This is a genomic window from Flavobacterium sp. CR10 (assembly GCF_055814415.1).
On sequence record NZ_CP185985.1, the window covers coordinates 4,417,737 to 4,441,206 of the forward strand.

Here is a 23,470-nt window from a genome sequence, read left to right on the forward strand (position 1 = left end):
AATTCTATACTCTTTTAATATATGGTTATTCTCTTTTTTCAATTGCCTCCAGCTTTAGCTGGAGGTTACAAATATTTCAACTTCACAGGCTTTAGCCAAATCGATAGTTTGGCTAAAGCCCTTATCTTAATATCCTTTTCAAACCTCCAGCTAAAGCTGGAGGCAATTGATTTATTTCCTTCTTTTTCCAAAAGAAATCTTTTTAATCCTTTTATCCCGATAGCTATCGGGAGTGGCTAACATTTACTTCTCCTGTAAAATTGTAACCGGCCCTAACAATCCAGCTTTCAACAGCGGTTCTCCTTCTAAACGAAACGGCGCCGTTGTCCATGTTAATCTTTCTTCTTTTGGCAATTTTTGATCACCAATTAATCTATTTCTCCAGGTATTTGTGACTTTAATTTCTATCGTATTTTTTCCTTTTTGTAAAGCTTTTGAAATATCAGTTTTGAAAGGGAAAGTCCAAAGCGTTCCACAGTCTTTTCCATTGATTTTAATTTCAGCGATATTGGCAATTTCGCCTAAATCCAGCCAAATTTCATCAGTGCTTTTTCCTTTCCAAACAAAATCTTTTTTGTAAATCACAGTTCCTGAATAATATTTAATTTGATCATTTTCAGAAGTACTCCAATCAAAAAGTTTGTTTGTTTTTATTACTTCTTTTGGACCTTTAAAAGTTGGATCAAACTGCAATTCCCATTTTTCATCCAAAGTCTGCACTTTCTCAAATTCTAGTAATTTTCCTTGTGATAAAACTTCTTTCGTTTCATCTTTAAAAATCACAAAACCAGATTCGTTGGCATCTAATGTTATCGAAACAATTGTTCTTCCGTTTTCTATTTTCCAATTGGCTAAAGCCGAGGTTTGATCTGTTACAGGATTATACCTTTTCGGAACTTTTCCAGCTATTCTGAAAGAAGCATCAAATGTTCTTTTTTCTGCTTTTTGATTGGAAATGAAATAAATATCTTCTGTATCCGATTTACGATGCGCCCAAGCCAATGTTTCTGAATCAGCTCGGTTTAAATTTGGAAAATAAACGTCTTGTGTGATTCCAATTGATGCAAAATCATTTCCTAAATACGGTAATTTGACAACCGTTCCTTTTCCGATTTTCCATGAAGATGAATTGGCGTTATTCCAAATTTCATCAATTACATTCTGCCATTTCTTGTGATCTGCTTCTGATTGGATTCCTGGCTGAATAGTTGGTTTTTCATCTACAAAAATGGTTGCACCGTCTTTTAGCAATTGTAATATTTTTTCGGCGGAAGCCAAAGAAAGCATCTTATTTGGTGCCATTTTATGACTTCCTGGGAAGAATAAAGCACCATATTCTATTCCGCCTTCAAATGAAATTTTTCCGTTTACTACTTTCGCTCTATTAATTAAAACATCGGCATTGAAAGAATCATATTGATACCCATTTAGCGGGTTAATCCATTGTGATAAATCAGTGATATTTTTAGAATAGGTCACTTCTTTTGGCATTTTTGCCGTTGGCTGACCTTCATTTTCTAAACGGATTTTCTCGCTTTCCAATCTTGCTGCACCAAACACATTCGGAATAAAAGGCACTAATCGATCCGGAACAAAAGAACGCGAAGGAAAATCTTCTCCGATAAAAACTGCAAGATCAATCACAGGTTTTCCTTTTTGCAATTGAAACTGCACTCTTTGGCAATAATCAAACCAAGCCTTTCCAGGTTTCCACCAAGTTTGGTCTCTTTGGAAAAAAATTCCGATATCGTCTAAAGTCATTCCCGGTTTTCTATCCGTCCACGGATTGTGTACAAAAACGTGATAGAATAAACGATTAATCCCTAAAGCATAATTTCGATCTGCCGTTGTTTTTAGATTTCCGGGATGTTCGTCCCAATCCATTCGCAAAGCCGTAAAAGATTCGGCCTGAATAATATCTTTCCCGTAAATATGTCCGCCAGAAATGGCATCGACCATATCAAAAGGTTTATCGTGAGTTGGGCTTTTCAGCCAAAATTCACCACCCGGATAGTCAACATATTTATAATGCAATAAAGCATCGCTCATCATCGTTGGCGCAACGTTTTCTGAACTTAACTTAACGTTATATTCTTTGGCAATTTGAGCGACAGTTCCGTAGAAATTATCGGCAACTAAATCGGCAATTGTTTTTCTAACATCGTATAAAACTTTCTCTGAGAAATTGGCACTTTCTATCGGAATTCCAGCCATTACAGGTAAATATTCTACAATATCGTAACCTCTTCTCTTTTTAAATTCAGATTGAAAAACCGAAGACCAATTTTGGCTTCCGCATTCCCAACTGTCAAAATGAAGGATTTCTAGCACTTTTGAAGCCAGTTCTGGCCCAGCAGAACGAACGGCTTCTCCAAACCAATGATCCAATTGAAAACGAATTAATTCTGGATTGAATTTGTCTACTTCCAACCCTTTTCCTGCTCCGCCTGTTGCATTTTCATGTCCTGTAGAGGTATGTCCCATTCGGATAATTTTCCACTTCCCTTTTGGTACTTTCCAGTTTAAGTTTCCATCAGCATCTACAAAATTGGATATATTGATAATTTCTGATTTTTTGAATGCATCTGAATTCGGAATTTCTTTGTCTGTAGTCTCCGCAGTCAAACGCCAGATTGCTCCCGATTTTCCTTCGTAATTATTAATCAACGATTGGTTTGAAAGCGTAATTTTACTCACTTTCAGATTCTGTTTCCACTTCGCAAAATCTAAATCTTCTGCTCCAGGTTCTGTTCCTTTTGGATCATAAACAAATCGGAAATATTTTGCTGTTACAGGCGTAATCGTATGTGTGTTTGGGAAATCCATATCCTGCCAGCCGTGACGTGGTGCAATCATTCTTTCGTGGAATCTAAAATTAACGCCGTCATCGCTCACTTCTACAATTAGACGCTGTGCCTGAAAATCTCTTCCTTTAGTTTCAATAACTATTGATTTACAAGTAAAAGGCTGTGCAAATTCGTACTGAATCCAACCTGCATCTGCAAACTTGAAGTTTTCGTCTTTTTTAGGATCTGCCAAAAACGAGGCATCGGTGTTGTTGGATGTCGTTACTTTTGGCAATTGCATTTGCGAAGTGATTTGGTATTCTTTAATCGGAATAGCAAAAGTGGCAATGTCTTTATAATAGTCTTTGTAATGCGCTGGAACTGGCAGTTTTGAAACCACTTTTTTTCCGCCTAAAATTTCGGCTGTTGACCAAACTACTTTTTGCATCGACATTTCTGGTGTAATCCAAGGCCCACCTGCAACTGCAAATCCGTCAGCTCCGTGAAAAGCTAATTTTAGTCCTAAACGATCTGCCTCTTTGAATGCCCAATGAATCATATCCCAAAATTCAGGTGTCAACTGTAAAACGGGCGGATCTATTAATGGTGGATTGGCTGTCCCTTTTATGGTCATTAGATAAGCGCCTGCAATTCCAGCTTGTTTCATAGCTTCTAAATCGGCTGTGATTCCGGGTTTAGAATATGCCGATTTCATCCAATACCAATACACCCAAGGTCTTGAGGATTCTAATGTTGGCTGAAAAGATTCTTTTTTATGGACTTTCTGTGCAGAGACTATGCTTGCTAAAAAGAGTATAAAAACGAGGTGTTTTTTTTGAAACATTTTTATTGTCTTTAACCGTTTTGTTTGTCATTCCGACGAAGGAGGAATCTTCGTAAGATGCTCTACAAAGATTGGCTTTTCTTTGCGGAGTTACTCGTGGAGATTCCTCCTTCGTCGGAATGACAAACTGTACTTAAAATATACTTTATCTATGAAATACAAAATACCTAACAGGTTTTGGAAACCTGTTAGGATAAATCGTAATCTAATATTTAAACTTCTTTAAACTATTTTCCAATTCATTTTTCGAACCGCTGAAAGGCGTCAAATAAAAACTGTATTCATAATTTCCAGACTTAATCTGATATTGTTCTAATGGCTGTGCTACAATCGTCCAGCTGTCGTTTCCTCCTACTCCCATTTGGATTAAATCGATGTTCAGCGTTAAAAATCCTGGATCTTTTAAATCATACGTATGTCCAGATGCGCTAAGATTTTCCTGTGTGTATGGCCATGCGCTCATGCTTAAAACTTTAGTATCATTTACCACTAAAAATCCGTTGTTTTTCTGTGGAGTATTAAGTGCCATCCATCTTACATCGCATCGGTTTCCGTTTTCCTGTGGTTTTGGATAATGTTCGATAAAATCATTTATTGGAAGCGAATATTTCCCAACAAACGAACCAAAACTTCTGTCACCGTAATTTTCCAATTCGCCTTTTCCGTACCAAGAAATCTGGTCGAAACTTCTTTTAACTCCCATCTGCATTCCGATTTTTGGAATGTTTGGCAATTTGTCTGATGCTTTTAAACTGTAATCTACTTTTATAACTCCATTCTCATTGATTTTATAAGCAACTTGCACTTTCGCACTGTCTTTTATAATTTCATATTCACTTGTAATTACAGTACCATCAATTCCAATTCCCATTGTTGTACTTAAAACTTTTGGTTTTGCTTTATACCATTGTTTTAATAATTTTTGAGACTTCCATCCTCTTTTATCATTATCAGTTAAAGGTCTAACAAAGTTTGGAAGTAAAGGAGCAAAAACTTGTTCTTCCCCTTTAAAAATATACGAACTTAAAGCTCCATTTTCTTTGCTGATTTTTACTTCAAAAGATTTTCCTTTAACTTGGAAATCAAAATCTGTTTCAGTTGTTTTATATGCTGCATCTTTTTCATTTCTAAAATCAACTGAAGCTTCTTTCTTTTTCAACACAAACTGATCTTCCGCGACAGCGTAACCTTTTGCTGCCCAAAGTTCCTCTTTTGAAAGCTGGAATTCTATATTTAAAATATATTCGGCATCGGCTTTCATTTTTGGAAGATACGGACTAACATCTAAAGTTGTTGACTGTCCTGCTTCTACTTTGAACGGTTTTAAAATCTGAGTTTTAATCAAATTTCCGTTTTTTAATACTTTTAAAACCGGAATATATCCTTCCAAAGATTTAACTGCCTGACGATTTTTTATTTCTAACTGATTTCCGTTTAAAGTTGAAATCGCTGGCTGATACACCCATTTATTCTCAAAAATTGAACCTTTTGGTTTTCCGTAAGAATCAACAATTCCTTTTGTATTGAAATTTCCATCATGGTATTTCTCGCCAAAATCTCCTCCGTGAGCAAAATAGTTCTGCCCTGATCTCGAATCAAATTTCAAGATTCCCTGATCTTTAAATTCCCAAATACACCCTCCAATAACTCTTGGAAGCGAACGGAATTCATCCCATAATTCTTTTAAATTTCCAACTGAATTCCCCATAGCATGAGAATATTCAACGAAGATAATCGGACGTGTATCTTTCTTTTGATCTACCAAAAATTTCGGAGTGAAAACGCCCGGATAGAAACGGCTGACCATATCAACATACGAATCATCCTGTGGGTTTTCGAATCTATAAGCGTGATCGATTGTTTTTGGATATCTTGGATCAAGCGGATCAACATATCCGTCTAATTTCGCATTTCCCTGCGCTGGTTCATAATGTACGGGACGTGTAATATCGAAATCGTGAACCCAACCCGACATTGCCGAGTGATTTGGTCCTTTTCCGCCTTCGTTTCCTAAACTCCACATTACGACAGACGGATGATTTTTATCTCTTTCAACCATTCGAATCATTCTTTCCATATAAGCGTTTGTCCAAAGTGGATCGTTGCTTAATTTACCGCCAATTCCGTGTGTTTCCTGATTGGCTTCATCCATAACCATGATTCCGTATTGATCGCATAATTCGTAGAAATAAGGATCATTTGGATAATGGCTTGTACGTATAAAATTGAAATTGAACTTTTTAATCGTGGTAATATCTTGTTTGATATCTTCTCTGGTAACGGCTTTTCCTCTTGTCGGATGATGATCGTGACGGTTTACGCCATAAACATAAGTTTCTTTTCCGTTGATGAGCATTTTTCCGTTCTCTTTCGAAAATTCAATAGAACGGAAACCTACTTTACAGCTTTTGGCTTCGGTAACATTTCCGTTTTTATCTTTTATGGAAATGACCATCGTGTATAAATTCGGCTCTTCTGAACTCCATTTTTTTGGATTTTTGATCGTTTCTTGGAAGAATCCAAAACGGACATTATCCAAGCGAGGATAACTTTCGTTAATTAAATCAATTACAGGTCTTTGAAGCGGTTCTTTGAACATGGCCGTATTATTGGCATCGTATAATTGAACATTCATCGTATAATCTTTAATTTTTGCTCCCGTTAAATTCTCCACTTTCGGACGCAATTTGAAAATCGCATCTGTATATTGTTTGTCTAATTTGGTTTGAACAAAGAAATCCTGAATACGCAGTTTCGGCTCAGCCATAATGAAAACTTCACGTTGGATTCCACTCATACGCCAATGATCCTGATCTTCTAAATAAGAACCATCTGTCCAACGGATTACACGAACTGAAACTACATTTTCTCCCGCTTTTAAATAAGGTGTAATATCAAATTCTGATGGCAGAAAACTGTCTTCACCATAACCTAAAAATTCTCCATTTAGCCACACTTCAAAACCTGAACTTACGGCACCAAAATGAAGGGTAACCGTCATATCTTTCCAATTTTCGGGAACGGTAAAACTTCTTTGATAAGAACCTACTCCGTTATAATCTTTCGGAATATAAGGCGGATTTATTGGTCGAAAAGGATATACAGCACTCTTATAAATTGGGTTATCATACCCTTTCATTTCCCAGTTAGAAGGCACTTCGATTTTATCCCATCCTGAAACGGTATTTTTATAGAAATCTTTAGAAGCTTCTTTTAGGTTTACAGCATATTTAAAATCCCAATCGCCGTTTAACATCTGGATTCGACTTTTTGTTCTGTCGCCTTTTAGAGCGTCTTCTACACTTGCATATGAATAGGCAGTCGCTCTTGATGGCTGTCTGTTGATGCTTGTAATTGTTGGATCTTCCCACGGAGCAAATTCGTATTTTTTATGTAATTCTGGAACTCCAGCTGGTTCTCCTGTTACGGATTGTCCCTGCGTGTAAGTTGTGAATAGTAAAATGTAAAATGTATACGTCAAAAATCGTAATCTGAAAAATGGATTATTGTATTTTGATTTTGATGTAAACATTGGTTTTATATTATTGTTCATTATTATTTTGATTCAATTGTCCCTATGGGACAAAATTTTCTATGTGCTATTTTTTTTCTACCGACGAGTGCCTCCTAACGGAGTCATTTCAGTTGGGAGTATCAAAGTATTTCATAACTCATAACTCATAATTATTTCTTCTTTTTCTCAGGCGGAGCCACAAAACTCAATTTGCTTTTCCCTAAATCTTTAGAAGTTGCAATGGCAATTCCTCTCTGTTCTGCTTTGTTTACAGCGCAGTAAAAATGATACACAACGCCATCATGTTTTACTACAAAAGATTTATGAGCAAACAAATCATCATATGGTTCTGATGATTTAACTAAATCGTCACCTTTCCAATCCGTCCAGTTTACTAAATCATTTGAAACTGCAAAACGGTTAAAAGCACCTTGATTCCAACCCGTCCAGAAAGCTCCGAAATAAAACATTACCCAAGTATCATTAATACGCTGAATATAAGCATCTCCAGAGATTCCTTTATGATGATTGATTAAAGGTTTATCGCCATAACGTTTCCATGTTTTCATATCGTTTGATACTGCCATTGCAATACGTTCCGCGCCTTTAGCAGGATTGATACTATCTCCACGAGCATTATAATACATGATAAAATTATGTCCAGTCAATTTATCTTTGTCACGAATCACGCTGTTTTTGTACATCGTACTATTATCCCACCATTTGGCGTCTTTGTCTTTTGGCGTTAAAACCGGATTTTCTAATCTTTGAAATTCGCGCGGTTTTGTCGGTGCTTCTTTGGTATATGCCATTCCGATTGACAAAACGCCTGCTTCGTAACCTTTACTGTCTCCGCCAAAATAGCTCATCCAGTATTTATCATCGTACTTTTCCCATTCGTAGCTTCCGCCCCAAGTCATGTCTTGCAACGAAATATATCCTGCTTTTTGGTTCACATCCCAGTGTTTTTCATTTTCTGAAAATGACATTACTTTTCCTAGATGTTTCCAATCTAAAAGATTGTCGCTTTCCGCAAGCCAGGTTTCGTAACCTCTTCCGTCGTAAATTAAATACGTCATATACCATTTCCCGTCTTTTCTAAACACACTCGGACAATCCATTTTGTATGAGTTGTCAGTAGGAACCATCACCAAACCGTATTTATAAGGCGTTTTGATTTCTTCATAAATCTCCTGCATTACGCTGTCGGTAATTTCTCTTTTCTTGTATTTGGTTGCACAGCTGGTTATGGCAAGTGCAGAAATGGCTACGATTAAATATTTAATTTTCATTTTGGTTATGTTTAGTTTGCCACGAAGGCTCTATCCCGATAGCTATCGGAACTAAGTTTTTTTTCAAGTTTTTTTAGCTCTCGCAAAGTCGCAGAGTCGCAAAATTCTATTTTTTATGCTCTATATTCTATATTCTACATTCAAAAATCTTGCTTCTTGCATCTTTCTTCTTCCCCACTCTCTTCTATTTCTTCAATTCTTTCAAACGAGACTCCATCACATCTTTGTTTAATTTTACTTTCACCATTCCTGTTGGATGAAATCTTCTTTTTAGGTCGATGGCGTTATAGACTATTGTGTAAACATCATTTCCTTCTGGAATTAAACACAATGGCGTTCTCATAATATCCCACCATTTATCAACTTTTGTTTCGATTGGTAAATAATGTGCTTCTGCCCAATTAATTCCATCAGCTGATAATGAATACGCAATCATGTTTGGTAAATGATGACCCCAGCCGTCTGGGCCTCCGTCGAAAATTGCAATGTACAGACCGTTTGGTAATTGACTTACAATTGGGTTTTCTACGAATAACGGATGCATGGTTTTAATTGGTTCTAAACCTTTATTCATTCTCAACCAAGGACCTTCTAAACTTTTGGATTCCGCTAAAGCGACAAACCAGCCTTTTCCCGATTTCTTCGGATAATCTGCCCAAGAATTGAACGGATAGGCACCGCTGTAAAATCCGAAATATTTATCTCCAACCTGATACGGAAAAAATGAAGCAACCCCCTGACGTCCTTCCCAAGGCTGAGAATCTAATCCTGGTTCCATAATGATTCCCATATCTTTATACGGTCCGCCAATTCCATTGATTCCGTCTACTGTCGACTCACAACGCCAGATTCTTCCGAAAGAGTGATTCGGTTCTATTTCTTTACTAACAGTATACGCCAAATAATAGCCGTACCATTTGTTTGCTTTTTCATTAAAAACAGGCATATAAGACCAAATTGCAGCACGACGATCATTCATTGGGTTATCATCTTCTGTAACGGCATAAACACCACTCGCTTGGTAGATTGTAGATTCTCTTTTCCAATGAATAGCATCTTTACTTGTCCAATGTCCGATTTTGGTTTTTACACGATCGTAATAGTAATCTACTCCTTTTTCACCAGCTCTTTCCGTTGGAAACATGTGGTAGATATCGCCAACTTTTACTACTCGTCCGCCTTCAAAACCTCCCTGAATTCCTTCTGTTCCAGACATACCTTCATCAATTACAGGCTTATTTTCTCCGCCAATAATTTCGAAAAGTGGTTTTTCATCTGAAAATCCTTCAACGATAAAAGTTGGATTCCAAAGTTTTCCGTCTGGAAAATTGGCATTTCTCGGTTCGAGTTTTTCTGAGGCTTTTACAACTCCTAAAATGGAGAATAATCCTTTTCCAAAATTTAATGTTTGAGTTCCTTTTGAGAAAGAAAGCGCATAAACATTTACTGAAGGCAATCCTGTTATAGTAACCCCGTTTTCTAAAACTAATTTGGCATTTGGAAATTTATCCGTTTGAAGATATTCTGAACTATTTTCCTGAAAAACGCCAATTAAAACAGTTGCATTTTCTTTTAACTTTAATTGCAACGGAGAATTGGTTCCGTTTTTATATTTATCTAAAGGAAGTTCAATACCTGTTAAACCTTGCAATTCTGGAGCTAAACGAACAATATTGTGTTTACTTCCTGAAAATACATGAGCGTATTGTGTCGTTTTGAACGTTTTGTAATTTGATTTTACGATTTCAAATGAGGCTGGTTTCCATGCAGTTGTTTGTGCTGTGGCTTGGATGCAGACAGCAAATAACATTAGGAAAGCAATTATAAATTTGATGTTGTATTTTGTATTTTTTGAAAACATTGGTTTTATTTTTTGGCTTTTATTCTTTTAATGCATTTCCCCAATCTTTGTAGAGTTTCTCGCGAAGATTTGCTTCGCCTGTTCGCTATCGCTCGAGTCTCCTTCGTCGAAATGACAAAACTAGCGTGACAATCTTTGTGGTTACGAGTGTGATTCCTCCTTCGTCGGAATGACAAACTGGACGTTGTAAACTATTGCCTAATCACTAAGAACTCATAACTCATAACTCATAACTCATAACTCATAACTCATAATTCATAACTCACAAAGCCTTATAACTCACTTTATACTCCACATTCGGTTTTACAATCAATTGATATTTATTTTTGGCTAATTCTGTAATCGTTCCAGAGTTTGTTTTTGGTTTTGATGCACTTTCAAAAATCAATTTTCCTTCTCCTTCGCCTGCTTTTACTTTGATTTCTTTGGTACTGCAATACACGGCAACTTCTCCGTTTGGTGTTGGCACTTTTCCTTCCATCCATTTTAAACCGCCTAAACTAGGTTTAATTTCGTATTCAGAATATCCCGGAGCAGTTGGTTTTACACCCAAATAATATTTTCCTAATAAGTAAATCGGACTTGCACCCCAAGCGTGACAAAGGCTTTTCCCGTAAGGGCGACCATACATCGTTAAATGTTCCGTTCCTTTTTTGTTCGGATTGTATTCTTCCCAGAAAGAGGTTGCGCCTTCATTCAGCATGCCGCCCCAATAGTCTTTCATTTCTTTTAAAACATAATCCTGTTCTCCCATCGCGCACAACGCTTCCAACTCATAAAAACGCATATATGGCGTTGTGATTTGAAGAACATTTTTATTGAGCAACACTTTATTTTTTACACTTTGTTTTTGCTCTTCAGTAAAATAATTGAAGAAAATACCGAACATATTAGCGTATCTCGTTACAATATCCTGCATTTTACCATCGATACGCTGGTGTTTCATCACGTTTTCTTTTTTATCCCAAAAAACATCAAATAATTTGGTTTTTAAATCAGTTCCTAATTTTTGATATTGTTTTTGGTCTTCAGTTTTTCCATCAATTTCAGCACTTACCGCCATAGCTTCTAAACTTCTCGCTAAAAGCATTTGTTCAAAACTGACTTCGCCTGTTTTTGGCAATCCGTCTGCCCAGTCAATAAAAACCCAGTCGCCTTCTAATGGCTCAAGGAATCCGTTTTTGTTTCTTCTTTCTAAACAGAAATCCATAAGTGATTTCATTCTCGGATAAAAAGTTTTGATGAATTTTGTATCGCCTGTGTGCAAATAATAATCGTAAACACCTACAAACCAATACAGCGAATAATCCATTATAATATTTACGTGAGCCGTTACAGGATCTTTTCCGCGAAGCGCTAACAAAGTTCTTTCTACAGAAGCCGAATCAAAGAATAAATAATAATTCATTAAATAACTTTGATAAGCATCACCAGACCAAACCCAACGGTCGCGTTTAATTCCGTCTATGAAAAATTCACGAGAAGTTAAATGCATCGTATAAGCCGATACATCCCAAATTTTATTCAATTGTTCGTCTGAGGATTTGAATGCACCACGATAATCTAATGGCAGATATTCATAAAGCATCGAAATCGAATCGTATTTTACTCCTGCATCTGCCTGAACCTGAACATAACGGAAAGCTTTTGAACCGTCATGTGTATAAGTTTCAGATTGTTTTCCATCAAAAGATAAATGGTCTAAAGTTTCGCATTTGGCAGAATCCAACGCTTCTTCACGAGATTCTCCATAATAAAGCGCTAGTTTCCCTTTTCCTTTTAAACCATGAATTTTTATATACCCAAAAGTTTCTTTTCCGAAATCTACCAACTGACCTGCACCTATTTTTTCTCTTTTTTTGGCACTTAAAGGTTTCGTTGTTAGTTTAAATCCTGATGGTTTACTCTCTGGCGAATTAAAATTCCAAGATCCAACTGGAACCCATGGCGTGCCGGATTGCTGTGCTTTTCCGGTTTCATCAATCCAAAGTTTATCTTCGTTGGTTACTTTCCATGAGTCATCAGATTTAACATATTTACCATTAATATAAATTGCTGGCAATACTTCTTGATTATACACTTTAAAAGAAATTTTGTGTTTTCCCGCAGGAACTGAAATTGATTTTGGCTGTCCGTAAATTTGAACACCGTCTAAAAGTAATTGAAAAGGTCCTTCTGAGTAAATTTTTACGTCGTCTGGTTGTGGAATATCTACTTCTGTCTGAAAAGTGACCAAAGCATATGGGCTGTAATATTGCCAAAGCGGAGGAAATACTGCCTCACGTTCAGTACGTCTTACCTGCATTTTATTGCTTAACCAAACTTCAAAATCTCCTGGATACCAGATCCATGTCGCTTCTTTTGTTTTTTCTTGTGCCGATGATGGCGAACAAAAATTAAAGGCAACAAAAAGAAGTAAGGTCTTAAAAATGGAAAAGCGGTTTAGCATAGTTAGTATATTTTGGGACTAAAGATAAGTGTTATCTACACATTTGACACCCTGTACTATCCTGCTATTTCATAAAAAAGGGTGCTTTTTGACAATTTTTTAAGGGAAAAATTATGAGTTATCACTTTTTTAGTACTAAAAAAAATGATGTTACAATTTTATGGGACACAGATGATACGGATTCGCTATCGCGAAGACGCAGATGAAAACGGATTTCTTCTTTTGTTTACCGTCAATAACTTTGTCATAGCTTTGAAACTAAAAATCTAAGGAGCTTTTATAAACACTTAATTTTGAAAGCGCTGTCCGCATTTTTGTCATTTCGACGAAGGAGAAATCTTCGCAAGTAACTCCGCAACGAAAGTCCAATCTTTGTCGAGTTTCTCGTGGAGATTTCTCCTTCGTCGAAATGAAAATGATTCTGGTAATCTTAGATAAAACTAAAAGAAAAAATCCGTGTAAATCCGCGTCTTTACGAAGTAAATCCGTTTTATCCGAGTTCTAAAGTTTACGATTTAAGCCGATAGTTTATCATTCTCATTTTCATCTTCTAAAATATAATTAGAAGGCGTTTTGCCTAAATGCTTTTTAAACATATATATAAAAGCACTGGTGTTTTCGTAACCCAAATTGAAAGCGATTTCTTTTATGGATTGTTTTTCACCCAAACGTTTTATGGCCTCGAGTAATTTCAAACGAGTGCGCCAGTCGCTGAAATTCATTCCGAGTTCTTTGATGAATAAACGTGATAGAGTTCTACTGCTCATAAACGAAAGCTCTGCGTAATAATCGATGGTGTTTTTGCTGGCAATATCTTCCATTATCAGTTCGACTACTTTTTGCAATCTTTCGTGATTGGTTGTTGGCAAGAAAGTGGCGCTTGGTTCTATTAAAGCCAATTCGTCCAGAAAAACCGATATGATTCTGTGTTGTGGAGGAGTTAAATTTCCTTCAACTCCAAAAGAAATAATTTTGAAAACCAATTGTTTTAAAAACATCGGAATATCAAATGAAAAACTTTTCTCTGGCAATCCTGCCATTGCAGACGGATCGATAAAAACGCTGTAGTAATTAACGTCTTTCTGAAAAGTAACCTGATGCTCCACTCCACCCGGAAGCCACAATCCCTGCAGCGGATTCACAACCCAAATATGATTTCCCACGACAACGTTCATTACGCCACGGGTCGCATAAATCAATTGTCCTCTTGGGTGCGAGTGCGAAATACACATTTCATTGGTTACCATTTCGGTATAACCAATAACAGGAATCGATGGATCTTCTCTGTATCCATGCTCCTGCGCCATTCTATATGTCCGAATCTGGTTATTCATTGTCCAAATATAGCAATTTTGACATTGTAATTTGTTTCAATTTTGTAAAAAATAATACAGCTGTTGTTTTTAAACCTAAATTAAGAATCAAAAAATAACCCATGAACACTATTAAAGCAAATCCTGACATAGTTAAAAAAACTACGTATTCGATACTTTTTATTATCAGTTTTTCTCATTTAGTCAATGACCTTTTACAGGCTGTAGTGCCGTCAATTTATCCGCTGTTGAAAGAAAACTTTAACCTGAGTTTCTCTCAAATCGGAATCATCACTTTTACTTATCAAATCGTAGCCTCTATCCTTCAGCCTTTTGTGGGAATGTATACCGACAAAAATTCTAAACCATATTCGCTAATTATTGGAATGTGTTTTACAATGGTCGGACTTTTTATGGTTTCAATCGCTTCTAACTTTATTTACTTATTATTATCAGTGAGTTTAATCGGAATCGGATCTTCGATTTTTCATCCTGAATCTTCTCGTGTGGCGCATTTGGCTTCGGGCGGAAAGAGAGGTTTGGCGCAATCCATTTTTCAATTGGGCGGAAATGCCGGAAGTGCCATTGGCCCTTTGTTAGCAGCGTTTATTGTAATTCCGCACGGGCAAAGTTATGTGGCTTGGTTCTGTATTATAGCTTTGGTTGGTGTTTTTGCTTTGTACAAAATTGCGATTTGGTACACAGAACATCTATCTGAAAGAAATGCGAATAAATCGGCTCATAAAATTGAAACGCATCATTTATCTAAAAACCGCGTGATTGCTTCTCTTGTAATTTTATTGGTTTTGATTTTCTCTAAATACTTCTACATGAGCAGTATTACGAGTTATTATACTTTCTTTTTGATTGATAAATTCCATATTTCGATTCAGCAGTCGCAAGTATATTTATTCTTGTTCTCTGGAGCTGTTGCTGCTGGAACTTTAATAGGAGGGCCAATTGGAGACCGTTTCGGACGCAAATATGTAATCTGGGTTTCTATTTTAGGCGTTGCTCCGTTTACGTTAATGCTTCCTTATGTTTCTCTTTTCTGGGTTGGAACTTTATCTGTAATTATCGGATTGATTCTTTCTTCGGCTTTCTCTGCAATCTTAGTTTACGCAACTGAATTAATGCCAGGAAAAGTCGGACTTGTAGCGGGTCTTTTCTTCGGATTTGCCTTCGGAATGGGCGGATTGGGTTCTGCTGTTTTAGGAAAAATTGCCGATGCAACGAGTATTGAATATGTATTTAAGATTTGTGCGTTCCTGCCTTTGATTGGGGTAATTACTGGGTTCTTGCCTAATATTGAAGGGAGAAAAAAGGCTGAGTAATTTTTTTATGCCACAAAGACGCTAAGACACAAAGGTTTATTTTAAAAAAGTTTCAATTGCGTCCCGATAAATCGGGATGTAAACAAAATACAAAGCTCAAAAGGCTTTAGCCAAAATATCTACAATTTGGCTAAAGCCTTTTCTATTTTTACTAAATACACCTCCAGTTAAAACTGGAGGCAACTTATAAAATAGATTTGCTTTATTTACAATCTTTTTCAAAACATAGCCCGTGGTTTCAACCACAGGAAACATATTTTGACAAATGAAATGTTATATTCTTTGCGTTCCCGTGGTTGAAACCACGGGCTATATTTGAGGTTCTTTGAGTTTATTAATTCCCATTAAAAACCAAATATAAAATGAAAATTGTTAACCCTAACAAACCAAACAAAAGCTTAACCTTTTTACTAGTTTTAGGAATATCCGTTTCATCTGAAACATTCACTTCAGGATTTTTATCGGTTAAAGAAATGATTACTGCTGTAATTAAAAGCACAGCAAAAATGTAAAAGGAAATCAACAAAAAGTGAGGCCAAACTGGATATTTATCCGCAGGAAAAATCCACAAGTATAAAACCCCAACAAACAAACTAAAGGCAGAACCCCAAGAAAGCGTTGCATTTACGGCTTTTTTGGTTGTGCGTTTCCAGAAAACACTCAAAAGGAAAACAACAGATAACGAAGGTGCCAGGAAACCTAAAACCGCTTGAAAGATGTTGAATAAATTCTGTCCTTTGATATTATCAATCGCAACTGCAATCAGAATCGCAAAAACACATCCAGCAGCAATCGTTAAACGACCAATTTTAATCTGATCCTGAATCGTCGCCGTCGGATTGATTTTCTTTACATAAATATCATTTGTAAAAACGGTACTCAAAGCATTTAATGAAGAACCAATTGTTCCTACCAAAACCGCAATCATCACACAGATTACCAAACCGTTCATTCCGCTTGGAAAAAGATTTGTAACCATGGTCATATAAGCCAAATCTGAATTGCTTCCTAATTCTGGGTATAATGCATAACACAAAATCCCAGGTAAAATAAACAACGGAAGCGCCATCACTTTTAACCATCCGATAAAGTTCACGCCAAGTTGTCCCTGCTCTAGGTTTTTTGCTCCTAAAACACTCTGCACCATTGATTGATCGGTACAAAAGAACGCCACTGCAGCAACGGGATATCCCAACAAAATAGCCGGCCACGGATAACTCGCATCATCAGAAGGGCGAACTAAATTCCAAAAGTTTGATGGCGTTTTTGCTGCTAAAGCTTCGATGCCACCCACTTTCTGCAATCCTAAATACGAAAGGGTTAATGAAACCACAATCAGCAGAATCATTTGGAAAACATTTACTTTAGCAATAGCTTTTAATCCTCCTGCAAAAGTGAAAATTCCAGAGAAAATCACTAAAACCGTAACACTTTGCCACATCGGAATTCCTAAAATCTGACGCACTAAAACACCTCCGCTGAATAATCCTAAAGACAGCCAGCTTACTAATATTTTTACCAAAGCATACCAAGCTAAGATGTTCTGTGTACTGTCACCGTAACGTTTTCCCATATATTCGGGCATCGTGCTTACTTTACTCGCAATATATCTTGGTGCAAAAACCATCGCCAAAAGCAGTAAAAACACAAAAGCGTACCATTCGAAATTTCCAGCTACAATTCCCGTTGCATAACCAATACTTGCAAAAGCCAATAATGACGAAGGTCCAACATTTGTTCCCCACATATTAAACCCGATGCTGTACCAATTTAAGGAGTTTCCGGCAAGAAAAAGCGTTTCGTTTTTCTTTCTCTGCTTCATACTCACCACATATCCAATGACTAATAAAGCCACCAGATAACCCGCAACAATAACAAAATCGAGCGTGGTTAATTTATCGTAGATGCTGTTCATAGTCCGTATTCATTAAGAATATCGGCAATTTTAACCGGCATTCCAGTTTGCAGCGATTTATCCATTGCTTGTAATAAAGCTACGGTTCCAATTCCTTCTTCCATGTTTGGATACGCTTCAAAACCTTGTTCGATACTGTCTACAAAATATTCTAAATAATTCTGATATTCTCCGCCATGATGACTTTGTCCTTCAAAACGGAAATAATATTTTATCGTACTGTCGCCCCAAGTAATTACTTTTTCTTCTCCAGTTTTGTCTGTAATAGCATAACGCAATTCATGATAATCGGCCTGACTTGCTCCTTCCGTAGCACGCAGAATTGTACTCATTCCGCTGTCGCGTTGTGCTGGCTGAGTCGGAGACGTATACACACCGCTTACACGTGCAATTCTTCCGTCAGTTGCTTTAAAGATAAAGTGCATCGTATCTTCATTCTTTAAACCTGCATTTTGTCCGTTACTGCTGATCATTCCGTAACCCATTACTTCCTGAATATTCGGCAAATACCATCTAATAAAATCTACAGGATGACTCAAACCTCCATACAGCCATTTAAATGATTGTAATAATGACCATTCTTTCTTTAAAAACCATCTGTGATCGGCGTGATATTGTGCTTCAATCGTAATTAAATCTCCTATTAAACCTGCTTCGTAATCTGCTTTTTGTCTTTTGGCTGGTTCGAAAAAACGAGAACTTTGACCAATAAAAACTTTTTTTCCAGTTGATTTGCTTAATTCTAGCAATTCTTTTGCATCCGAAAGATCATCGATAAAAGGTTTTGTACAAACGACATGTTTTCCGCTCAATAAAGCTTGTTTTACGTGTTGCGCATGTAGATGATCTGGCGTGTAAATCGCGATAATATCAATTGATGCATCGTTTAACAAATCGTCGTAATTGGTGGTGTACGAATGAAAATCGAATTCTTTTGCGCGCTGTTTGCACAATTCTTCGTTTCGGTCGCATATTTTAACGAGTTCTAGTTTTGAACTTTCTATTGCAGCCGACATTGTGCTTCGTCCTTCTCCAAGTCCTAGAATGGCTATTTTTAACATGGGTATATTATTTTAGATTTTTGAGTTTAGATTATTTCCGAAATCTTCTCTGAGGTTAGTTTTATTTTTTGACGCAGATTCAGCAGATTGGGCAGATTTTCTTTCTTCTTGATTCTCCAGAAAATCTTTCTTCTTGTCTCTTTCTTCTATTTTTTCTCTTCCACATTCACCTTATCTAAGAAAATCCAAGTTTCGTCTGGTTTTGCGCCTTCAATTCCAGATTGGTATTTTTTCATTAAAGCGTTCCAATCATCTACACGAGGATTATTTTGTGTTGTTTTCGGATTTAGTTTGTCCAGATTTTCTCCTTTCGGAATACTGATTACCAAGATTAATTGTCTGTCTTTTTTGAAAACTTGCAATTGCTGGAAATCGGCATTACAGAAACCTTTGGCAACTTCTGGCCATTTCTCGAATTGCGTTTTATGATACTCCACGTATTCTTTTTGCAACTTTTCATCAGCAGGAAGATTCGCTGTTAAAACTACATTTTCCCAATCCGATGCTGGTTTTGAATCTTTACATCTTTCGAAGTTTTGGAAATCGTAAACCAGATCTTCATAGATTTTAATTTGTAATGATGGAAAAGCGCCCGCCAATTTTCGCTTCGTTCTTTCCGGCTGATTCATTTTTCCATAAATCACCAAATGATTTTTCCATTGGTACAATTCCTGACCTACAATTCTAAATCCAGTTAAAGTCGATTTGATTTTTTCAATATCAAAATCAGAACCTATTAATTCGATTGCATACGGTTTTGGCATTTCCTGCAATCCCCATTTTTCATCGATTACGACCTCTTTTTCTAAATCTTTGTAAGGTGCTCTAATTCCGGCTGCATCTTTAATTTTTGAACTTACATAAGGATCATTATGTTCCCAAATATTTCCTTTTGGTCCGTTATGATTTTTAAGGATTTTCTTTTCAGCAATCCAGTTGTTTTTAATCGTAAAACCTTCGCTTCCTTCATCCGTGTATAAATACAGCCATAAAAACGGATCGTGCGCATACGGACTGTTGTAAACTTTGTCGATATAATTCTCTTCAATTCGGCTGTTTGGCTGAGCCGAAAGCGTATAAATTCCAGCAACATCATGTAAATGTTTCGCATAATGATGAATCTTATTTCCTAGAATTTTATTGTTCTGCATCACATTAGGCGTATGCGTCCAACCCCAGCCCATTGCCATTCCGGAGTATGATACATCCGAAATTTCGTTGTGTTCAATCGTAATATTTCGAACAAAACCAGCGCTTATTCCCAAAGTTCCCCAATCCTCATTGGTTACGTTTGTAATTAAATTATCAGCGATTACTTCATCCGAACACATTTCTCTTTCATCTTTTATGATTAAAGGCAAATGCGCTTCAAAAGCTTCTTCAGAGAAAATTCCAACGTTGATGGCACTTCCGCCGATATCTTTAAATAAATTTCCTTTTACGGTATTGTGATTTGTTCCTTTATTTAAATCTAAACCAGTCGAAGCCAAATGCTCAAAACGACAAGATTCAAACTGAATATTATTAGCATAATTTACTTCAACCGCAGCGCGAGGTCTTCCAACCCAAGCTTGATTCTCTAAACTCGCCTGATTCGGCGTTCCCGGCTGTTTCAATTTATAAGCGTCTAATAAATATAATCCTGACTGCAACGGCACATGACCTTGCTGTGAAGGACGAAGCCAGTTGCTGTACTGAAACGAAATTCCTTTAAATTGAAAATGATGAACAGGCGAATCAATGGTTCCTTTTACTTCAAGAAGATTTTCTAAAAACGGAGCGGTAACTTTTGCTGTATTAATATCTTCTCCCGCTCTTGGAATATAATAGATTTTCGCATTTTTTTTATCTAAATACCATTCGCCCGGTTCATTTAAAAGTGAAAAAGCATTGTTTAAGAAATAAGCTGAATTTCCGTTGTTTTTAGAAATCCACGGAGCTGGCCAAGGATGCTCGCTTTGGATTCGGCTTTCAGGTTCTTCAAACGAAAGTCTGGCGCTGTCTTTTTGAACTTCAATATTTTTAATTCTAAGATTCGCATTCGACCACCATTGCACAATAAACATTTCCATTCCCGGTTCAAACTTAACCGATTTATCTTTAAACGGAATCCAACAAGTTTGTTCTTCGTGATTCCACGATAAGATTCTTTCCATCAAATTTCCAGTCGTATTTTTAGCTCTAACTGCCTTTTTATCGTTGACCCACAATTGTCTGAAATCAATTAAAATTCCTGCTTTTTTAGGAGCATCTGCTACCCAAACTGAACCTTTTTTTAATCCGTTAATGACAACTGTCGATTTTTTCCAATTTTTAATTTCGATTCCACCGCTTATAATTGGTTTTGCCTTTGCATCGGACTCGATTGTTGTTGGGCTGTCCACAGTTCCAGAATCTTCAGGGCGCACAAATAAAGGCTCGTTTAAATAATACGTTCCGTTCATTACTATAATACGAATCCCGTCTTTTATTGATGGATCTTTTAAACGACGAAGTTCTCTGGCTTTTCGTATTGCCATGTGAACCGTTGCCAGCGGATTTGATTTTGTTCCGATATTCGAATCTTTTCCTGATGGCGAAACCCAGATTTCAGCTCCACTTGCTGAAAGTGTGAATACCATTAAAAAAACAATCAGTAATTTGTTGAAAGGAATTAAACGCATTATTTATAGTATTGATTTTTTTCTTCAGCTAAAATTACGAGGCATTTATTTAAAGCGCTATAATTTTTACAAATAATTGTATTTTTAACACTTTTACCAAATAACAGGGACAATTTAAAAGAATATAAAATTACGTGCATCCTGTACCCTCCTGTAATATTGGCTTCAAGACATTCATTTCGAAAATTCGGCTTTTAATTATCTTCTAATTTCCCAATTAAAAAAGTTAAATTCATAAAAAATCTGTTATAAACTCACTAAAACTGTCATTTCATATTATTTTTTTAATAGATTTGTGTAATCGATTACATTAAATATTTCAAATTAAAAAACTGTAATTTTATTTATTGAATAAAAATTCACAGAATAAAAAAGGATTTAATAGTAAATTGATTTCCCTGAAAGACTTTTAACTATAATACAAATAAGAATGAAAACTAACCGAATTAACATTTTATGTATAGCTCTCGCCTCTTTTGCTTTGAGTTTCAATACAGTTTCTGCACAAAAATCTGCTGATACTTATAAAAATATTGAGTTTAAAATGGCTGAAGTTCAAGAACCTGTAATTCCGCAATACAGCGTGAATTTAAAAGACTTTGGAGCGGTAAACGGTGGTTATGTTTTGAATACAAAAGCTTTTGCTGATGCCATAGATGCATTGTCTAAAAAAGGCGGTGGAAAACTAATTATTCCGCCAGGAATTTGGCTGACTGGTCCAATCATTCTAAAAAGCAATATCGAATTGCATGCTGAAACAGGTGCGTTGATTAAATTTTCTACTGATAAATCTTTATATCCTATTATAGAAACCAGCTTTGAAGGTTTAAACACTTGGCGTTGTATTTCTCCTATTTACGGAAAAAACTTAGAGAATATCGCTTTTACTGGAAATGGCGTATGGGACGGTTCTGGTGAAGCATGGCGACAAGTCAAAAAAAGCAAACTGACAGACGAGCAATGGAAAAAAATTGTCGCTTCTGGCGGTGTTTTAAACGAAAAAAAGGACAGCTGGTATCCTTCTGAACAATATTTAAAAGGTGCTAAAGGAGCAGATCAGAACATTCGTCTTGACTTGAAAACGAAAGAAGATTTTGAAGCGATTCATGATTTTCTACGTCCTGTTTTGGTCAGCATTCAAAATAGTAAACGAGTAATGTTTGACGGACCTGTTTTCCAAAATTCTCCAGCTTGGAATATTCATCCTTTATTGATTGAAGATTTAATTGTTCGAAACATAACCGTTCGTAATCCATGGTTTTCTCAAAATGGTGATGGTCTCGATGTGGAATCTTGTAAAAATGTAGTAATTGAAAATTCAAGTTTTGATGTAGGTGACGATGCCATCTGTATTAAATCGGGTAAAGATAAAGACGGACGCGACAGAGGCGTTCCATGCGAAAATATCATTGTAAAAAATAATATCGTTTATCATGGACATGGCGGTGTTACCGTTGGAAGTGAAATGTCGGGAGGAGTAAAAAACCTTCATGTTTCAAACTGCACTTTTATGGGAACTGATGTTGGACTTCGTTTCAAAAGCACACGCGGACGTGGCGGTGTTGTAGAAAACATCTTCATCTCTGATGTTTTTATGACTGATATTCCATCACAAGCGATTTCTTTTGATTTGTATTATGGAGGAAAATCAATCGCTGAAACTTTGGCTGAAGGCGGTAATACAGTAACTACAAAACTGGTTCCAGTAAACGAAGAAACACCTCAGTTTAAAAATATCGTTATCAAAAATATTACGATTAAAGGTGCTCAGCAAGCGGTATTTTTACAAGGTCTTCCTGAAATGAATTTAGAGAATATTGAAATTTCAAACCTAATTGCGAAATCACAAAAAGGCTTTTCTATAATTGACGCTAACGGAATTAAAATCAGTAACGCACAATTGGATATCGAAGCTAAAAACGCTTTCGAAATTTATAATACCAAAAACCTTTCGCTGAAAAATATCGAGTTTAATCCTGCCTCTTCAAGTGCTATTACGATTAATGGCGAAGCAAGCAAGAATATTGATTTGAGTGGTTCTTCTGCCAATTTTTCGAAGACTACGACTATTGATAAAAATGTGCCTAAGAAAGCGGTTAAATTCTAGAACCAATTTTCAAGTATAGCCCGTGGTTTCAACCACGGGAATGTAATTTTGTCACGTATTGCATTTCTCTCATTGTGTCCCCGGGGTTTCAACCACGAGCTATATTTAACCATTTTAATAAGAGGCCAAAGGCCTCAAAGCATCACCATAGGGCAATACCCTATGAAGTGATATAGACCTGCATCATAAAGCCCTGAAAGGGCGTAAGCATTAATTGTCACGTAATTGCTTACGCCCTTTCAGGGCTTTTTTTACTTCTTGCTATTTGCTGTCACTGGGCGTTGCCCCGTGTTCATGATGTGAGCCTTTCAGGCTCTTATAATCTATGAGC

11 protein-coding genes are annotated in these 23,470 nt (G+C 36.5%); 2 read left to right on the plus strand and 9 right to left on the minus strand.

What is annotated here, in order from left to right; all coding sequences use genetic code 11:
- Window positions 1-243: 243 nt before the first annotated feature.
- The 6 genes from ACNRYB_RS18675 to ACNRYB_RS18700 form a co-directional block, all read right to left on the minus strand.
- On the minus strand, window positions 244-3,630 hold the full coding sequence (locus ACNRYB_RS18675) for a glycosyl hydrolase (protein ID WP_473728303.1): 3,387 nt from the start codon (window positions 3,628-3,630) through the stop codon (window positions 244-246).
- A 205-nt stretch (window positions 3,631-3,835) separates the two neighbouring features.
- Complete coding sequence (locus ACNRYB_RS18680; RefSeq protein ID WP_473728304.1) at window positions 3,836-7,183, minus strand: glycoside hydrolase family 2 TIM barrel-domain containing protein; 3,348 nt, start codon at window positions 7,181-7,183, stop codon at window positions 3,836-3,838.
- A 131-nt stretch (window positions 7,184-7,314) separates the two neighbouring features.
- Window positions 7,315-8,436, minus strand: a complete 1,122-nt coding sequence (locus tag ACNRYB_RS18685; protein WP_473728305.1) for a glycoside hydrolase family protein — start codon at window positions 8,434-8,436, stop codon at window positions 7,315-7,317.
- 184 nt (window positions 8,437-8,620) lie between these two features.
- Entirely contained in the window at window positions 8,621-10,297 is a 1,677-nt protein-coding gene (locus ACNRYB_RS18690) for a glycoside hydrolase family protein (RefSeq protein ID WP_473728306.1), read from the minus strand.
- 262 nt (window positions 10,298-10,559) lie between these two features.
- The gene (locus tag ACNRYB_RS18695; protein ID WP_473728307.1) at window positions 10,560-12,746 is read right to left on the minus strand and encodes an alpha-L-rhamnosidase-related protein; all 2,187 of its coding nucleotides are present in this window, start codon (window positions 12,744-12,746) and stop codon (window positions 10,560-10,562) included.
- A gap of 515 nt (window positions 12,747-13,261) precedes the next feature.
- Entirely contained in the window at window positions 13,262-14,080 is an 819-nt protein-coding gene (locus tag ACNRYB_RS18700) for an AraC family transcriptional regulator (RefSeq protein WP_473728308.1), read from the minus strand.
- Between the two features lie 101 nt (window positions 14,081-14,181).
- Here ACNRYB_RS18700 and ACNRYB_RS18705 point away from each other — a divergent pair, with 101 nt between their 5' ends.
- Window positions 14,182-15,393: an MFS transporter gene (locus tag ACNRYB_RS18705; RefSeq protein ID WP_343706799.1), complete on the plus strand. Its 1,212-nt coding sequence runs from the start codon at window positions 14,182-14,184 to the stop codon at window positions 15,391-15,393.
- A gap of 334 nt (window positions 15,394-15,727) precedes the next feature.
- On the opposite strand, the gene ACNRYB_RS18710 is transcribed toward ACNRYB_RS18705, so the two are convergent.
- From ACNRYB_RS18710 to ACNRYB_RS18720, 3 genes are all read right to left on the minus strand, one after another.
- Window positions 15,728-17,308, minus strand: coding sequence for a sodium:solute symporter (locus ACNRYB_RS18710; protein ID WP_473728309.1), 1,581 nt, complete (start codon window positions 17,306-17,308; stop codon window positions 15,728-15,730).
- Window positions 17,305-18,369, minus strand: coding sequence for a Gfo/Idh/MocA family protein (locus ACNRYB_RS18715; protein WP_129748124.1), 1,065 nt, complete (start codon window positions 18,367-18,369; stop codon window positions 17,305-17,307). Before ACNRYB_RS18715 ends, ACNRYB_RS18710 begins: the two co-directional genes overlap by 4 nt.
- Window positions 18,370-18,515: 146 nt before the next feature.
- Window positions 18,516-21,032: a right-handed parallel beta-helix repeat-containing protein gene (locus ACNRYB_RS18720; RefSeq protein ID WP_473728310.1), complete on the minus strand. Its 2,517-nt coding sequence runs from the start codon at window positions 21,030-21,032 to the stop codon at window positions 18,516-18,518.
- Between the two features lie 430 nt (window positions 21,033-21,462).
- Here ACNRYB_RS18720 and ACNRYB_RS18725 point away from each other — a divergent pair, with 430 nt between their 5' ends.
- Window positions 21,463-23,139 carry a glycoside hydrolase family 28 protein gene (locus tag ACNRYB_RS18725; protein WP_473728311.1) on the plus strand — a complete coding sequence of 559 codons (1,677 nt, stop codon included), beginning with the start codon at window positions 21,463-21,465 and terminating at the stop codon, window positions 23,137-23,139.
- Window positions 23,140-23,470: the final 331 nt, after the last annotated feature.

What these genes read in the sequence shown, in the direction of transcription:
- ACNRYB_RS18675 (WP_473728303.1), bottom strand. Translation starts at nt 3,630, where the DNA reads ATGTTTCAAAAAAAACACCTCGTTTTTATACTCTTTTTAGCAAGCATA.
- ACNRYB_RS18680 (WP_473728304.1), bottom strand. Translation starts at nt 7,183, where the DNA reads ATGAACAATAATATAAAACCAATGTTTACATCAAAATCAAAATACAAT.
- ACNRYB_RS18685 (WP_473728305.1), bottom strand. Translation starts at nt 8,436, where the DNA reads ATGAAAATTAAATATTTAATCGTAGCCATTTCTGCACTTGCCATAACC.
- ACNRYB_RS18690 (WP_473728306.1), bottom strand. Translation starts at nt 10,297, where the DNA reads ATGTTTTCAAAAAATACAAAATACAACATCAAATTTATAATTGCTTTC.
- ACNRYB_RS18695 (WP_473728307.1), bottom strand. Translation starts at nt 12,746, where the DNA reads ATGCTAAACCGCTTTTCCATTTTTAAGACCTTACTTCTTTTTGTTGCC.
- ACNRYB_RS18700 (WP_473728308.1), bottom strand. Translation starts at nt 14,080, where the DNA reads ATGAATAACCAGATTCGGACATATAGAATGGCGCAGGAGCATGGATAC.
- ACNRYB_RS18705 (WP_343706799.1), top strand. Translation starts at nt 14,182, where the DNA reads ATGAACACTATTAAAGCAAATCCTGACATAGTTAAAAAAACTACGTAT.
- ACNRYB_RS18710 (WP_473728309.1), bottom strand. Translation starts at nt 17,308, where the DNA reads ATGAACAGCATCTACGATAAATTAACCACGCTCGATTTTGTTATTGTT.
- ACNRYB_RS18715 (WP_129748124.1), bottom strand. Translation starts at nt 18,369, where the DNA reads ATGTTAAAAATAGCCATTCTAGGACTTGGAGAAGGACGAAGCACAATG.
- ACNRYB_RS18720 (WP_473728310.1), bottom strand. Translation starts at nt 21,032, where the DNA reads ATGCGTTTAATTCCTTTCAACAAATTACTGATTGTTTTTTTAATGGTA.
- ACNRYB_RS18725 (WP_473728311.1), top strand. Translation starts at nt 21,463, where the DNA reads ATGAAAACTAACCGAATTAACATTTTATGTATAGCTCTCGCCTCTTTT.